This window comes from Williamsia sp., from assembly GCF_016462415.1.
Classification (GTDB): Bacteria; Actinomycetota; Actinomycetes; order Mycobacteriales; family Mycobacteriaceae; genus Williamsia_A.
This window is the reverse complement of the sequence record NZ_JAEMTF010000110.1, coordinates 1-14,868: the sequence shown is the minus strand read 5'-3', so window position 1 is coordinate 14,868 and position 14,868 is coordinate 1. Positions and strand designations below refer to the sequence as shown.

General features: G+C 64.1%; 11 protein-coding genes. 2 read left to right on the top strand and 9 right to left on the bottom strand.

Annotated features, from left to right (window positions below):
• The 5 genes from JHC79_RS19785 to eccD form a co-directional block, all read right to left on the bottom strand.
• Window positions 1-463 (bottom strand): hypothetical protein (locus tag JHC79_RS19785; protein WP_296394037.1); only part of this gene is annotated, 463 nt, incomplete at its 3' end.
• Between the two features lie 839 nt (window positions 464-1,302).
• The gene (locus tag JHC79_RS19780; protein WP_296394035.1) at window positions 1,303-2,091 is read right to left on the bottom strand and encodes a hypothetical protein; all 789 of its coding nucleotides are present in this window, start codon (window positions 2,089-2,091) and stop codon (window positions 1,303-1,305) included.
• Window positions 2,088-2,879: an ESX secretion-associated protein EspG gene (locus tag JHC79_RS19775; protein ID WP_296394033.1), complete on the bottom strand. Its 792-nt coding sequence runs from the start codon at window positions 2,877-2,879 to the stop codon at window positions 2,088-2,090. Before JHC79_RS19775 ends, JHC79_RS19780 begins: the two co-directional genes overlap by 4 nt.
• Complete coding sequence (gene mycP, locus JHC79_RS19770) at window positions 2,879-4,381, bottom strand: type VII secretion-associated serine protease mycosin (RefSeq protein ID WP_296394031.1); 1,503 nt, start codon at window positions 4,379-4,381, stop codon at window positions 2,879-2,881. The genes JHC79_RS19775 and mycP overlap by 1 nt, the downstream gene beginning before the upstream one ends.
• A complete protein-coding gene (gene eccD, locus JHC79_RS19765; RefSeq protein WP_296394029.1) occupies window positions 4,378-5,907 on the bottom strand; it encodes a type VII secretion integral membrane protein EccD in 1,530 nt (509 codons plus the stop codon). The genes mycP and eccD overlap by 4 nt, the downstream gene beginning before the upstream one ends.
• 101 nt (window positions 5,908-6,008) lie before the next feature.
• On the opposite strand from eccD, the gene eccCa reads away from it, so the two are divergent.
• Complete coding sequence (eccCa, locus tag JHC79_RS19760) at window positions 6,009-10,025, top strand: type VII secretion protein EccCa (protein WP_296394027.1); 4,017 nt, start codon at window positions 6,009-6,011, stop codon at window positions 10,023-10,025.
• Window positions 10,026-10,037: 12 nt separating this feature from the next.
• Here eccCa and JHC79_RS19755 read toward each other — a convergent pair whose 3' ends face one another.
• A complete protein-coding gene (locus JHC79_RS19755; protein WP_296394025.1) occupies window positions 10,038-10,457 on the bottom strand; it encodes a hypothetical protein in 420 nt (139 codons plus the stop codon).
• Window positions 10,458-10,883: 426 nt separating this feature from the next.
• On the opposite strand from JHC79_RS19755, the gene JHC79_RS19750 reads away from it, so the two are divergent.
• Entirely contained in the window at window positions 10,884-11,153 is a 270-nt protein-coding gene (locus tag JHC79_RS19750; RefSeq protein WP_296394023.1) for a hypothetical protein, read from the top strand.
• 89 nt (window positions 11,154-11,242) lie between these two features.
• On the opposite strand, the gene JHC79_RS19745 is transcribed toward JHC79_RS19750, so the two are convergent.
• Genes JHC79_RS19745 through JHC79_RS19735 form a run of 3 tightly spaced genes read right to left on the bottom strand, consistent with a single transcriptional unit; the run spans window position 11,243 to window position 14,682 of the window.
• Window positions 11,243-11,896: a hypothetical protein gene (locus JHC79_RS19745; RefSeq protein WP_296394020.1), complete on the bottom strand. Its 654-nt coding sequence runs from the start codon at window positions 11,894-11,896 to the stop codon at window positions 11,243-11,245.
• A gap of 56 nt (window positions 11,897-11,952) precedes the next feature.
• On the bottom strand, window positions 11,953-14,313 hold the full coding sequence (locus JHC79_RS19740; RefSeq protein ID WP_296394018.1) for a hypothetical protein: 2,361 nt from the start codon (window positions 14,311-14,313) through the stop codon (window positions 11,953-11,955).
• 18 nt (window positions 14,314-14,331) lie between these two features.
• On the bottom strand, window positions 14,332-14,682 hold the full coding sequence (locus JHC79_RS19735) for a hypothetical protein (RefSeq protein ID WP_296394017.1): 351 nt from the start codon (window positions 14,680-14,682) through the stop codon (window positions 14,332-14,334).
• Window positions 14,683-14,868: the final 186 nt, after the last annotated feature.

Sequence of the window (14,868 nt, the reverse complement as noted above, 5' to 3'; positions counted from 1 at the left end):
CCAGCCCCTTCGTGGCGTCACCGGCTTTCGACATCGCCGACTGCGCCGCCGACGCCGGGTTGCTGGCTTGACCGGATTGGGCAGCAGCGTTTTTAGCAGCGCCAGCCGGATCGCCGGAGCCCTGGCGCGACAGTGTCTGCGCCGCATCGCTACCGGTCCGATTGCCCGCGGGGCCTGGGCCACTTCCCCCGCCCCCACCGCCGGCGCCGCCTCTTCCAGCGCCAGCGCCGGCCGCGCTAGTCCCGGTAGAGCCACTGCCTCCGCCATTGGCCGGGCGCGAGAACCCCATCGGCATGATGGTGCCAATCGGGCTTCCGGGATCGGGAAGATTCAGCAAACTCGTCGAGGTCTTCGTGGCTCCGGGGTTATAGGTATTATCAATGATCATGCGGCCTTGTTGGTCTAAGGCGTTGACAACCTCCTGATGGCGCTGCACCGCTGAAGGATTAACGCCCGAGGCCATGACGACGGTGTTATATGTGTGGTTCTCGGTTTCTAGCCGTGACTTTAGTCCGTTGAAACCGGTTTGCGTTCCTATGACCGCAGCGACCCAACCGGCGACTACATTGGCGTTGACGAAAGCGTTCCTGCCCGTGCTGGTGGCTATGTCGGCTACGCTTCTAGATCCTGCGCGTACTCCGTCGGCGGCCGTGCCTGTCCAGGTCCCGTTTGCCAAAACTCCCGAAATGCCGGCGTCAAGGGCCGCTGCGGTCGCGGCGATGTCTCGAGCCACTGACATCCAGTTGGTTACGAGAGCGTTCAGTGACACGGGGTTTGCGGGTTGGCTATTTCCAAAACCCCATTCCACCACTCCACCACCCGGCGAGTTCTCGGCGCTTGCCTCACATGGGAAGCGGCCTAGGAACGCATCCTTGCCAATAGGGTCGGATGGGCGACAGTCGGAGGCGCCGGTCGCGGGCTGACCTATTGGGGGGTAACCCCCTGCTTTGTCGGAAGTTGATTTCAGCGAGTTGGAGACCTCCTCGTCTTGAGTCTGAATTCGTTGGCCTGCAGCTCTGACGGCGTCGCCGAGGTCTCTGGCATTGTCCCTGAGGCCTCTCACGGAGTTGATGCAAGACTCTCCGAGTGCTTGAAGGCTTCGTTGTATATTGCCCGCCGAATCAAAATTTCCAGCAGACCCTGTGTTGATTAGCGACTGGGCGTTCTTCCAAATCGTTTCAAATGACGCAGCAGAGGAATTGCAATGCTGAGCGATCGCACGGGCGGTATCTGGACTAAACCTGAGGGATGAGTCGCTTTTTATGGCATCAATCGATGGGGTCCCACCTGGACTGCTCATGACTACTTCTCCGTAGGTCGCATCTCTGAGGGGGTAGACGGCAAGAACGGGGCGACCATCCGTGCAACCTCCGGCGCCTTCTGGCAGGCGTCAGCTACGTAGCCCTTGCTTACAAAAATCGAAACAACTGCGCTTCCGTAGAAAGTCCCCCAGACGATGTTGCAGACTTTCTCTTCGTCCGTATCGTCGATTGAGTTCTTGTAAACCGTTCCAGTCACGTTCTTCCATACAGGCACGTCTTCTGCAATCTTGTTAATGCTGGCGGTGCTTGTTGCGTCCGAAAAACTAGTGGCCTGGACTGTCACCGTTATTCCTAACTGCTCATAATTCGGCCCTGTCGCGCTACCCATATTGCAGATTTGTAGCAGAGTGTGCTGCCCACCGAATCCGGTTTGTTTATCGACCATTCCGAGTTTTTCGCGGGTGAGCGAATCCGGCAGGAACGGGCAGACGTACGGAATCAGCTTGATGTAGGGATTCGCGTCGTTGCTGTAGGTGGTTACGACTCCGGTCATGTCCTTGGTGGAGTTGATGTCCTCGATTGAGTCGGGGACAGTGCCCTCCGGCGTGGGAAGCGCGTCCGGGTTCGACGATGAGGATGCGGCTTGCGGGGCCGGTCCGTCGGCCGAGGGAGAACATCCGACGACCGCGACAAGTGCCGCGGCGAGAACCGCACTCGCGACGGCGGTGGTCCGTCGGGTCGGGCCGTGTACTGACGTTCTCAATCCAGGTCCCCTTATTCTGTACGGCTGTCCGCTACATGATGCCAGCATCGGAACGATGCGTCTCATGCTGATTCTCTCTTCTCGTCGTGCCGACTGCGCACCGTGTTGAGGACCTTGTTGACAAGCCGAGCCAATGCGTCGGCGTCCACCCCCAGGGCGGTCGCGGGCTCATCCATGATGAGCGCGTAACGCCCATCGTCGTCGATGTCTGCGACATGGATGTCCGCAGAATCCGGACTGTGCGTGTCGGCGAGTGACCCAACCCGCAGCGTGATCACGGCACCCATCGATGGCGCCAAGTGCGCGAACGCAGCTGCTGCCGAGGTTTTCGATGCGCTCGAAGCGATCGATCGCAAGACGACGTCGGCAACCGGTTGGGAGTTGGTAGGCACGTTGTTGTCGACCGGCAGCCGACCCGCCGGTGGTGATTGCGGTAGTACACCCACGATGGCGTCACTCCACCCGGTCGCGTCGTATCTGGTGATGTCGACATCGCCGCCGATGGTCAGGTCATCGGTCGACTTCTGTACGGCTAGAAACGCGGGTTCGGGCCGACCGCGCCATGCGCCGTGGGCCCGGAAGTGGTCGAGGCGGGTTCCATGAGCGCGCGCACCGATCACATCAACGCTGAACCTGGGCGCGGCAAACGACGCGAAAGCAGCTTCCTTCATTTGCGAAGTCGTGGCCTGCAACTCAGACCTGATCTGCTTCTCGACCTTGCGTCGATCGTCGGCATCGTCGAACGTCTCGCCGCCCCCGAAGGCGAAGGTGCGCGGGTAGGGCGTGCGATCAGCCTGCATCTCCCACAACAATCGGAACTCATGCGTGCTCAGCGTCCACGCGTCCGCCGACATCAGTAGTCGATCCCTTCGCGCAATTGATCGCGATCGCCGTTGCGTCGTCGCAGCAGCATCCACGCGGCCAAGGCGAGCAGGACCGCGCCGGCACTGACGCCCAGGGCGACGTAGCGGGGGACCGAACTGGGCTGCGCCGGATTCACCTGTGGGCGCACCGGTTCGGCGGCGTAGACGTCGCGGGTGTCGCCGGTTCTGGGGTCGGCGGGTGTGGCACCGGCGGGCGTGACGTCTGGGGTGGTGGTCGTCAGCGCGGCCACCGGGTCGATCAGGCCGTAACCGACCGCGCCGTCGCGACCGTCGGCGGGGTGGTGGGCCGTGCGGGTGATCCGGTCGATCACCTGCCGTGCGGTCAGCCGCGGGAAGCGTGCTCGGATCAGAGCGGCCAACCCGGAGACGTACGGCGTGGCGAAGCTGGTGCCAGTGAGGGGACTGGAGCCGTTGTCGGCCTTGAACGCGTCGATGATCGGCGGGTTCGCGGCGATGTTCAGCGACACCAGATCCGTTCCCGGTGCGGCGACCGTGACCCACGGCCCGGCCAGCGAATACGGCGACGGGCGGCCGTCGTCCTCGACCGAGCCCACGGCGATCACGTACGGGGAGAAGTACGCCGGCGACGACTTCGTCACCACGCTCGCCCACGGGTCGACGTCGATACCGCCCAACGCGGCCGGGTTCTGGGTGCCGCACCCTTCGTTGCCCTGCCCGACGTTGTTCGCCGCTGCGACCACGACGACGTTGCGGTCGTAGGCGTACTTGACGGCCGCACCCAGGGCGCGGTCTCGAAGGTCCGCGCCTGCCGGTCGGCACGCGCCCTCGGAGATGTTGATGACCGTGGCGCGCTGGTTCACCGCGCGCACCACCGCCCGGGCCAGGGTGGCCACGTCGCCGTAGCCGTCCGACTTGATCGACGTGCCGTCAGGCGCCTGGCGTGCGTCGGCCGGTTCGTAGGCCCGTGACGTCTGGCGGATCGCGATGATCGAGGCGTCCGGTGCGATGCCGGCGAATCCGTCGTTGGTGGACTGCTTGGCCGCGATCAGGCCGGCGACCGCGGTGCCATGACCGTCGCAGTCCTGCGTGCCGTCACCGGAGGACACGTAATCGCCGCCGCCACTCACCGACAGCCGAGGATGCCGGAAGACGCCGGTGTCGATCACGGCGACGCGTTGGCCGGCGCCACGCGAGAACTCCCACGCCTTCTCGATGCCGAGCAGGTCGAACGATGCGGGCGGCGAGATGTAATCGCCCCTCGAGGACACGGTCTCGATACAGTCCGCGACCGCCCTCTTGGTGGGGACCGCCGGACCCACCGGGCCCTCGGACGGGACCGGTCCGGAGATCTGCGGCGGTGAGATCGTGCGGCTGATGCCCGGCATTGCGACGGCCGTCATGGGTACCGCGGAGGTGGCGCCGACCCCGATCACGGCGACCAGGCCGACCCGGGTGACCAACGCGAGTCGGCCACGCCCGAGCGACGACCGATGCGACGGCCGCGCTGTCATATCCCGCGGGCGAGTGAGAACAGGCCGATGACCCAGGCCGCGATGGGCACGGTCGCGGCGATCACCAGGTACTCGAGGATCTCGCCGATACGTCGCAGCACGGGGGAGAACTCCATGTTCGGTGTGATGACACCGAAGTAGAAGGCGGCCGCGGCCAGCAGCAGCAAAACCCCGACCGCGAGAACGACCCAGACACCACCGGCGAAGAACTGTGCGCCGATCACGCCGAGCAGGGCGCTCGCGCCGAGCCCGATCATTCCGACGGCCTGCACGAGGTCGGAGTGCGAGCGTCCGCGCAGGATCGTGGCCAGTGCGATCAACGCGCCCAACAGGGCGGCCTTCCAGGCGAAATCGGGGGTCGGTACAGCCGTCAGCACCGCGCACACCGTGGCGACGGCGGCTGCGCCGAGCATCAGCCCCGACATGTGGGCGTTGGCGGCCTTGGCTCGAAGTTCGAGCGCCGCGGTCTCCGGCAGCGCGACGGCACCGATGGCAGCGACACCGGGGTTCACGTTCTGCTGGTTGGGCGGGTCGATGTCGTCGAGGGATGCTCCCGCCGACGGCACCGTCGGGACCGGCAGGCGCACCAACAGGATCGTCAGACGCGGCGCGATCAGGGCGACCAGCAACGCGATGACGCCGAGCACGGCCGCGGTGTGCTGCACCGGCGCGGTGAACAGGAGCTGCCCAACGGCGCCGATGGCGACCAGCGTGGAGACGGTGATCAGCGCCAGGTGGGTGAACGGTTCACCCGAGGTCACCCGCAGTGCGACGACGGCCACCAGGATCGAGACACCGGCGCCGAGAAGGACGTTGGCCGCGTGATCGGCGGCCGACAGGATCGCCACGCAGGCCACGAACACCGACAGACACGTCGCGACGGAGAGTGCGGCGCCGACGACCCGGTCACCGCCGTTGTTGCGTGCGACGAGGTCGGCGACGAAGAACACCACCGTGGCGACGAAGGCGAGAGCGCCGATGTCGTAACGGTGCTCCGACCACGATGCGATCAACGCGAGCGTGCCGGTGACGGCGATCATCCCCAGGAACGCGATGACTCCCACCCAGCGGGCCGCGGCCGGCGACCACGACTGGAACTCGCGACGGGTGATGCCCGCGACCGCGTCGATGACGTCGTCGTAGACGGTCGGTAGTTCGGTGGTGGCCTCGGAACGCAGCACGAGCAGATCGCCGTCGACGATGCCGGACTCGATCAGGGTCCGCGTCTCGTCGAGGACCTTCTGGCCCACCTTGCCCAGGGTCCAGTGCAGCGAGAGATCGTCGGGAACGCGCTCGGGCTCACCGAACTGATTGCGCATCAACAGCCCGGCCAGCTCGGGGATCAGTGACGCGACGGGAACGTCGGCAGGCAGTGCGACATCGACCTGGGTGCGACCGGAGAGCACCGACACCCGACATAGTTCCGGATCGACGCGCGCGGGTGATGCGGACTGGCCGGGGCCCGCGAACGCGGTCGGCGCGGCGAACGGGTTGGCGGCAACCACCGATCCCTGTCCCGAAGACATGGATCCAGGCTGGTGTGTCGTCATCTGTATCCAGTGCCTCCCAGTCAACTGTCGAAACGTACGATAGCCGACGCAACGACCAACGGCTTGGGGGAGGTCAGATGACGACTGAGGGTTTCGTACGCCGCGCACGGCCCCCACGCCCGCGTCTGCCCGGTGGCGAGATGTCCATCCAGCCACCGCCCGAGATCCCTCGCAATGTTCCCGCAGGAATTGTCTCCCGGCTGCTGCCGGTGGTCATGATCGTGGCGATGGTCGGCATGATGGGGCTGTTCTTCACCGCGGGGTCGGCGGCGCTGCGCAACCCGGTCACCCTGCTGTTCCCGATGATGATGGTGATGTCGATGGTCGGCATGTTCGCCAGCGGGGGCCGCGGCGGCGGGCCGAAGGCGGCCGAGCTGAACGAGGAACGCAAGGACTACCTGCGTTACCTGGGCCGTATCCGCAAGGACGTCGACGACACCGCCCAGTCCCAGCTCAAAGCCCTTGCCTGGTCGCATCCGTCGCCCGGCTCGCTGTTGCCCGCGGTCGGGTCACGTCGGATGTGGGAGCGCCGCACCGACGACGCCGACTTCTGCCACGTCCGCCTCGGCATCGGCGCGCAGCGTCTCGCGACCCGACTCGCCCGGCCCGAGACGGGCCCCCTCGAAGACCTCGAACCGGTGTCGGTCATGGCGCTGCGCCGGTTCATCCGGATGCACGCGGTGGTCCGCGGTCTGCCGACGGCGGTGTCGCTGCGGGCGTTCCCGGCCATCTCGATCGAGGGCACCGTCACGTCGGTGAATTCACTCGCCCGGTCGATGGTGCTGCAGCTGTGCGCATTCCACGGCCCCGACCTCGTACGAGTGGCGATCGTCTGCTCCGACCCGGAGAACGCCGAATGGTCCTGGGCCAAGTGGCTGCCGCACGTCGCGCATCCGGAACGTCGTGACGGTGCCGGCCCGGCACGGATGCTCTACCAGTCGCTGCGCGAGTTCGAGGAGGACCACGATCCCGAGCTGACCGAACGACCGCGGTTCTCCCGCAACGCCTCTCCCGTCGACGGCCGGATCCAGTGGATGGTGATCCTGGCCGGCGGATTCGTCGCCGGTGACGAACGCAGCATCAACGACGGCGGACTCGACTCGGTGACCGTCATCGGCCTCGGCGAGACCCCGTTGATGCTCGCGGCACGACGCGGAACCCAGCTCGTGGTGGATGGGACGACGCTGGGCGCGCGGTCGGCGTTCGGAGTCGAGAACTTCGCAGTTCCCGACGAGATGCCTGTTGCGACCGCCGAGGCCATTGCCCGTCGCATGGCGCGATACTCGCTGGCGACCGCCGCGCAGCTCATCAACCTCGACGCCGACACCGGTCCGCGTGATCCCGGATTGATGCGACTGATCGGTGTCGCCGACGCATCGGCGATCGACCCCGACCGCGTCTGGCGGCCGCGAACCCCGCGGGACCGTCTACGGGTTCCCGTCGGCGTTACCGAGAGCGGTCAGCCGCTGGAGATCGACATCAAGGAGGCGGCCGAGCACGGGATGGGCCCGCACGGGTTGTGCATCGGCGCCACCGGCTCGGGTAAGTCGGAGTTCCTCCGCACGTTGGTGTTGTCGATGGTGACCACCCACGCGCCGGAGTCGTTGAACCTCATCCTCGTCGACTTCAAGGGTGGCGCGACGTTCCTCGGACTCGACGAGCTGCCGCACGTGGCCGCGGTCATCACCAACCTCGAGGACGAGCTGGCGATGGTCGACCGCATGCGTGACGCCCTGGCCGGCGAGATGAACCGGCGACAGGAACTGTTGCGCTCCGCAGGCAACTTCGCCAACGTGGCCGACTACGAGAAGGCGCGACTCAACGGTGCGCCGCTCGATCCGCTGCCCGCACTGTTCATCGTGGTCGACGAGTTCTCCGAACTGCTGTCTCAGAAACCGGATTTCGCCGAGCTGTTCGTCATGATCGGCCGACTGGGCCGATCGCTGCAGATGCACCTGCTGCTGGCCTCGCAGCGGCTCGAGGAGGGCAAGCTGCGGGGTCTGGACTCGCACCTGTCCTACCGGATCGGTCTGAAAACGTTCTCGGCCAGCGAATCCCGCGCTGTGCTCGGCGTGCCCGACGCCTACCACCTGCCGGCCGTCCCGGGGTCGGCGTATCTCAAGTGCGACTCGTCGGAACCCGTGCGGTTCAACGCGTCGTACGTGTCGGGTCCGTACCTCGCGACGCGCAGCGCCGTCCGACGCGGCGACTCCCGGGCGCGATCGGGGCCCAGCGTGCCGATCCGCGTCTTCACCGCCGCTCACGTACCCGAGATGCGGACCCCCGCTCCGGCGGTCATCGAACAACCGGTCGCCGACGCGGACAACGCCGGTCCGATCCTGCGCGAGGGCAGGACGGTCACCGAGCTCGACATGGTGGTGTCGCAGCTGGTGGGCCACGGCCGCCCCGCCCACGAGGTGTGGCTGCCGCCGTTGGAGGACTCGCCGCCGGTCACGAGGTTGCTGCGCGCACGGGATTGGCGTTCGGCCGCGTCGGACAGCCTGGCCGGTCTCCGGTTCCCGGTCGGCATCGTCGACCGCCCCTACGATCAGCGTCGCGACGTCCTGCAGCTCGATTTGTCGGGCGCGCAGGGGCACGCTGCGGTCGTCGGCGGACCGCAGTCGGGCAAGTCCACGGCCCTGCGCACGTTGATCCTGTCCGCGGCGATCACGCACACCCCCGAGCAAGTTCAGTTCTACTGCCTCGACTTCGGTGGTGGCACGCTCACCGGTCTGGCCGGTCTGCCGCACGTCGGTTCGGTCGCAACGCGTCTCGAAGAGGATCGGGTGCGACGCACGGTCGCCGAGGTCATTTCCGTGCTCCGCCAGCGTGAGGCGCGGTTCCGTGATCTCGGGATCGACTCCATGGCCGAGTTCCGGCGTCGTCGCGCCGCCGGTGACGAGCGACTCGACGCCGACGGTTTCGGTGATCTGTTCCTGGTCATCGACGGATGGGCGACCATCCGTTCGGAGTTCGAGGTGCTCGAGGATGCGATCAGTGCGATTGCCGCGCAGGGCCTCTCGTTCGGTGTGCATCTCATCATCGCGGCGTCGAGGTGGATGGAGATCCGTCCGGTCGTCAAGGATCTGCTGGGCACCCGGATCGAACTGCGACTCGGCGATTCCGCGGACTCCGAGATCGATCGCAAGATCGCCGCGACGGTTCCGCTCGGGCGGCCGGGACGTGGCCTGAGCCCGGACCGGCTGCACATGCTGATCGGGCTCCCACGCCTGGACAACTCGACGGCCACCGACGACATGTCGACGGCGGTGTCCTCCGCGGTCGCGCAGGTTGCGGAGTTCTATCCGGGCCGTGTCGCATCGGATGTGCGCATGCTCCCGGACCGGGTCGACCGCGAGAGCGTCGTCGCCCGCGCCGAGGCGCTGGTACCGCGCAGTCCGATGCGGGTCACCATCGGCATCGATGAGGCCGAACTCGCTCCGGTGACCATCGATTTCGCCGCTCAGCCGCACCTCCTGGTGTTCGCCGACGTCGAGAGCGGCAAGACGACATTGCTGCGCACCATCATTCGAGGACTGGTGGCGAACGGCCGGCCGGTGGAGACCAAGGTGCTGATGGTCGACTACCGCCGCACTCTGTTGGGCGAGGTGGAGGGCAACCACCTCGCGGCGTACGCGACCACCGCGCAACAGGCAGAGCCGTACGTGGCAGAACTCGCCGAACTGCTGCAGAAACGTCTGCCGGGACCAGACGTCACCCCGGCGCAGCTTCGAGATCGGTCGTGGTGGGAGGGCCCCGAGGTCTACCTAGTGGTCGACGACTACGACATGGTCGCCGTCGGCTCCGGGAACCCGTTGCTGCCCGTGGTGGACCTGCTGCCGCAGGCCCGCGACATCGGCCTGCACCTGATCCTGGCTCGACGCAGCGGTGGTGCGGCGCGGTCGATGTACGACCCGGTCATCAGTCGACTCAAGGATCTCTCGGTGGACGGCCTCGCGATGAGTGCCTCCAAGGACGAGGGCATCCTGCTCGGTACTACCAAGAGCGCGCCGCGTCCCCCTGGTCGAGGCGTACTCGTCCAGCGCAGTGGCGAGCGGCTGATCCAGGTTGCCTGGTCGGAGCCGCAGGACTGACAGCTCGGTAGTTCAGGCGGTGTTGCCCGGCCGCGAGGCGAGGTGGGCCTTATGCCGGTCGATTATGTCTCGAAGCACGTCCGGCGGGATGGTGCCGCCGTTTTCGTCGAGCCACTCGTCTATCTGCTCGTCGAGGGTCTGATAGAGACCGCGGTCATTGATCTCCTGTTGTCGTTCCGCGGGGGTGAGAATGGCGTGCCTGAGGTGGGTGGGAACGCTGACCGAAGGAGCGCGTGCGGTTTCGGTGGGCTGTCCACGACGACCGGCGATCTCAGCTTTCAGAGCGTCGATTTCGCCAGGTTTCGACGGACGGGTCAGCGCCCGAGCAATATTGGGTGGGAGGTCGCTCAGGCGCACCGGGCGAGACCATTCGGTTGGTTCGCTCATGAGCTCGGACTCGGGTTTGTCGAGCTGGCTGACGCCGACGGCCACCCGGGACTCGACACGCGGCCCACGTTTCTCTCCAAGCCCATCGCGGCGCATTCCCGGCCCTGCGACGACGAGTCTCGTGGCAGCCGTTCGTAGTCCGTCAGAAGCCACCCTCCGAAGACGTCAGTGGACGGCCGATTCGCATCCCCTGGTGGTGAAGCGAGGGGCAGGCTTCCGATCTTTTTGTAACGCAGGTTCAACCTGTCGATTTCGATGTTGGAAGGGCTTCCGGAATAGGTTCGCTTGGTCATTGCCGCGGAGCAGATTATTGCCTCTGCCACGCCACCGTTGTTGTTCGTTACCGTCATGACAGCGTAAGCGCGCGTCAGCAAAGGTCGGATCTGACTCGGCGGAGCGTACGGAATACTGTTCACGTAGGCAATTTTAGAATGTGACGAAAATCCAGGGTAAGCGAATTGTTGGTCTGAGGTGTACACCACGTTCGCGTACGACTCGAGAGCGGCGCGCAAGAACGTGCCCTCTGGTGAAGAAAGGGCAACGGCAGGCGTGGTCACCCAGAAGGTCTTCACGGTTTCTGGCCCGATCTGGCTTGAGCTGGACCGACTCGGTTCGCTGACGGGGCCCTCGGATTGCGTGCACGCGGAGAGGAATGCCATTCCTGAAATGAGCCCGGAAAAAACAACCGTGGCTTTTCGCCTCATCGCCATGAACACTTACCTCGGCCTCGGGTGTAGATAGTTGGTCTGCAGACCCTGGTTGAAACACTCGTGGCCATGCCGATATGACGGCAGGCGGCTTGACGCCGGACCTGTTTCATCCGGGGCGGCTCAACGGGGTTCCGTTGACGACGATGGTGGTAACTCTGGCGACGTAGGCCAGCCTGGCGACGCTGGGTCATTCTTGTGCTGCTCGTAGAACGCCGGTTGGCATGTCAGCGGTGGCGTCGCTGGATGATTGTCGACCAACTTGATGTCTCGAATTCTCCAATCGCCGAACATATTCGAACTGGGGCGATCCGCTGAACCCACCTGATTTCGGGGCGGTGGCGTACCCGTTGTGGCGATCTCAATTCGAGAGACGAATTGAAACAGGTTCTGAGGGCGATCAGTTTTGGCTTGCACACGTCCAACCATGCATACGGTAAACGCGAGGCCACTCGCCAGTACCTGACGTTCTGTAGGCGTAAAGATCACTGCCCCGGCAAACTGGTTGTCGTAGGGGTCGCCTGGCGTGTGAGAGTTTTCGTAGTACTGGTCACTTGCCGCGATAAAACCGGGATACTGTGCTTCACGGGCGACGGTCGATATCAATATTTCGTCCGACTCAAGCGCGGCGCGAACAATGGATCCCTCGGCGCTTTCTGGGCGGAGCGCCTCGGTCGAGATCCATTTATGGGAGACGCGGTAAGAGTTGGCTATCGAAGTCGGCGATGGGTCAGGTTCCTTTGGCATTTTATCTCCGCAAGACGCGGTGAGAAACATAACTACTATTGTTGCAAAAAGAACCAACCGCCGTGACGCGGCCGCGCGTGAAAAGGTCATGGCCGTGGAATTTTCTTTGGATCAACTTTTGCGTCACCGCTGCCGTCGTCAAACTCTTGGGCGTAGGACTTGTAGGCATTGATATTATCGATAATTTGCTTGAAGTCAGAGCTGCCTGAAGTAACCTTATCCCAGTCTAGTTCTTTCTTTTCGCCAAAAAAGTTCTCGAAGACTTCTCGTTGCTGCGGGTGGTCCTGAATATAGCCCTCTGCGAAACTAAACTGACGTGCTAGGGAATCGCCGCGACCATCGGTGGCAAGCTTCTGCAGAGCCGCAGTATACGAATCCGCCTGGTCCGCGCCGGGTATCGGAGTTTCACCGAGCAAATCGAGCTTTGCGCCGGGAGCGAGGAGGCCAACCGCCGGGCCGGCGCCTGGGATCATGCCCAGTGCGGCGGCGCCGGTGTCGTACACGGTGCCGAGTTCGTTCGAGCGGGTGGCCTGCCCGTAGTCGTCATTAGCCTTCAGGGCCGAGATCTGCTCGTTCAGGCCGTCGTGCATCACGTCGTTCAACGTGCCGGAGAAGTGTCCGAGACCTGCGGACATGCTCGGGTCTCGACCGGCCTCCTGGGCTGCGTACTCGATCCAGTTGGACGCATTGTGGTTGATGGTGGCCGCTGACTGCGGATCACCGTCAAGAACGCCGAACATCGCTGACATTTCTCCCTTTGATCCGAAGGGTGTTACTCCGTGTGCAACCGTGGCATCCGCGGGAATTCCTCCGAGCCCGCCCAGATAGGGCGACAGGTCTCCCGCAAGACTTCGTACAAGCTCTGGGTTGACCTTGCCGAGGGTCGTGTAGTCGTCGGACAATCCGCCGCCGGTCGAATCCCTCATGTGGTTGAGGTCAGAGGCGTTCGAACTCAGGTGGTGGGCGAGTCCGGTGGCCGTCTCCCCCGCCAACTGCCCTTCGTGTCCTGGGGCGGAGACGCTAGCTGGATCCTTGAGCCAATCGAAAACGTTTCGGGCCCCGTGTTCATCTGACGACCACTGATGCTGCAACAGGCCATTCAGGTGGTCGTTTGCGTTGTATGCGCCGTCCCCACTGATTGTGGCTTTCATGCTGTCGCTGCCTGTGACGAAGTCGTGTACCGCTTGGTGGTCACCCGAAGCATTGTTCAGCATTGCGTCAAGCGTCCTTCGGACCTCGACGTCCTCGTTCGAGATCTTTGAGTCAGTCGAGAACATCTGCGCGTCCGAACCCGGAGTCAATTTTCCTGCAACTTCTGACGCCTGTTTCAGTAGACCGCGGTCGACATCGGATCCATGGCGAAGGTCTTGGTCGCCGGATCCGAGGTTGTTGGTGAGCGCTCGCCAGTCGTCGAATCGCTTGAGTTCGACCGTCGGGACGACAGCGTCGGACTTCCCCTCTTTGTTCGGTATCGTGGTAGTGCCGGACCCCGTAGGGGATCGTGTAAGGAGTGTCTGAACATTGTCGGGAAGTTGAGTCATCCCGCCGCGGTCACCGTTCGAAGTTGAAAGTCCAGGATTACCGAGGATCCTTAGCGTGTCGGCGACATCGCCTTGCACAGCCTTGTACTGATCTGGTTTGAGGTCGCCGCCGACATCGTCGTAGTTGCTGACTTTGTCGGGTAACTGGGCCGCAACGCCTTTCAGGTAGTCGAACTTCTCCTGCGAGATGCCGCCCTTACCGGTCTGATCGAGAGAGTCTCGTGTCGACTGGTCAAGATCCGCGGCGGCGTGCAGGCGCTCGGCGGCATCCTTCTTCTGTTCATCGCTAGGGCTGCTACCGTCGGAATTCTTGCCGGATAGCGTCGCCATGTCCTGGGTAGCGCGTGCTGCGGACAGGTCTGCGCTGGCGGGCGCGAGCTGCCCGATGGTCTGCAGGTGAGAGTTGATCGACGAAGCGGTCTTCTGATCGACCTGGGTCAACTCGGTCGCATGCCCCCTCAGGCGCCTGGTTTCATTCGCTGCTTCCTGTGCCCGTTGCTTCTGCAACCTCTCCACCTGGGCGTGCGCGACAGCGTCGTCATCTTTGTCGGCTTCGAGATATGCGCGCTCGTAGTTGTGTAGATCGCGAACCGCCCAGTCGTCGGACACCGCGAAATTGTCACTTTCGAGTGCTGTTGCGTCGCGGACGAGGAGCTTGCACAGGTTGTCCATTGTGTCTGCGTCCGAACGCAGGTCCGTGCCCAATGCGCGAAGGTCGGCGGAGACTTTTCGATGTTCGCGGCGCTCTTGTTCGGCCTTGTGCTGTGCCGCGTTTTTGGCGGCCCCCGTCCACGGCGCATCGGAAAAAGTAGATGTGAGCGTATCGGCATTCTGGTCGATGGAGGTCGCCTGAGTGTCCAGAGAGCCAGCCGACGTTCGCATTGCCGAGAAGTTCGCGCCCGACACGACTGATCGCCCGAGCACTCAACGACCTCGGTCGGGTGTGTTGAGGTCGCCGGCGGCGTCGATGGCACGTGCCGCTTCGACATCCTTGGTCTCGTACCGACTTGCCACCGTGTTCACCAATTCGCCGAGGACATAAAAGCGACCGGCGAGGGTGTGCCCCGCGTCGGCCGTAGCAGCAGGGATACGTGACAGTGGTCCGTTGGTCGCAAAGCCCGCGAGGTTCGCGCCCATGACTGTGTTCGGCACCAAATTCTCCACACCGGAACCACTCGTCACTGCCTTGTCGGTGGAATCTCCGAGTTGGATCAGCTTCTTCGATGATGCACGCAGTCCGTTGATGTCGGCATGCAATTTTCCGTCGTCGGCCATCGTGTTCCTCCGGTCGTTTACGTGAGTAACGGATCGTAACCAAAAATCGGATGTTCCGATCGGTTGGACGTCACCGTCGTCGAATCGGTTCCATCGAATCTCTCAGCGGTCGGTCGGCAACCGATCAGCGCAGGCGAGCACCCAGGTTCATCGACACCATGATGTTGTCGATGGCGGTCTGCATGT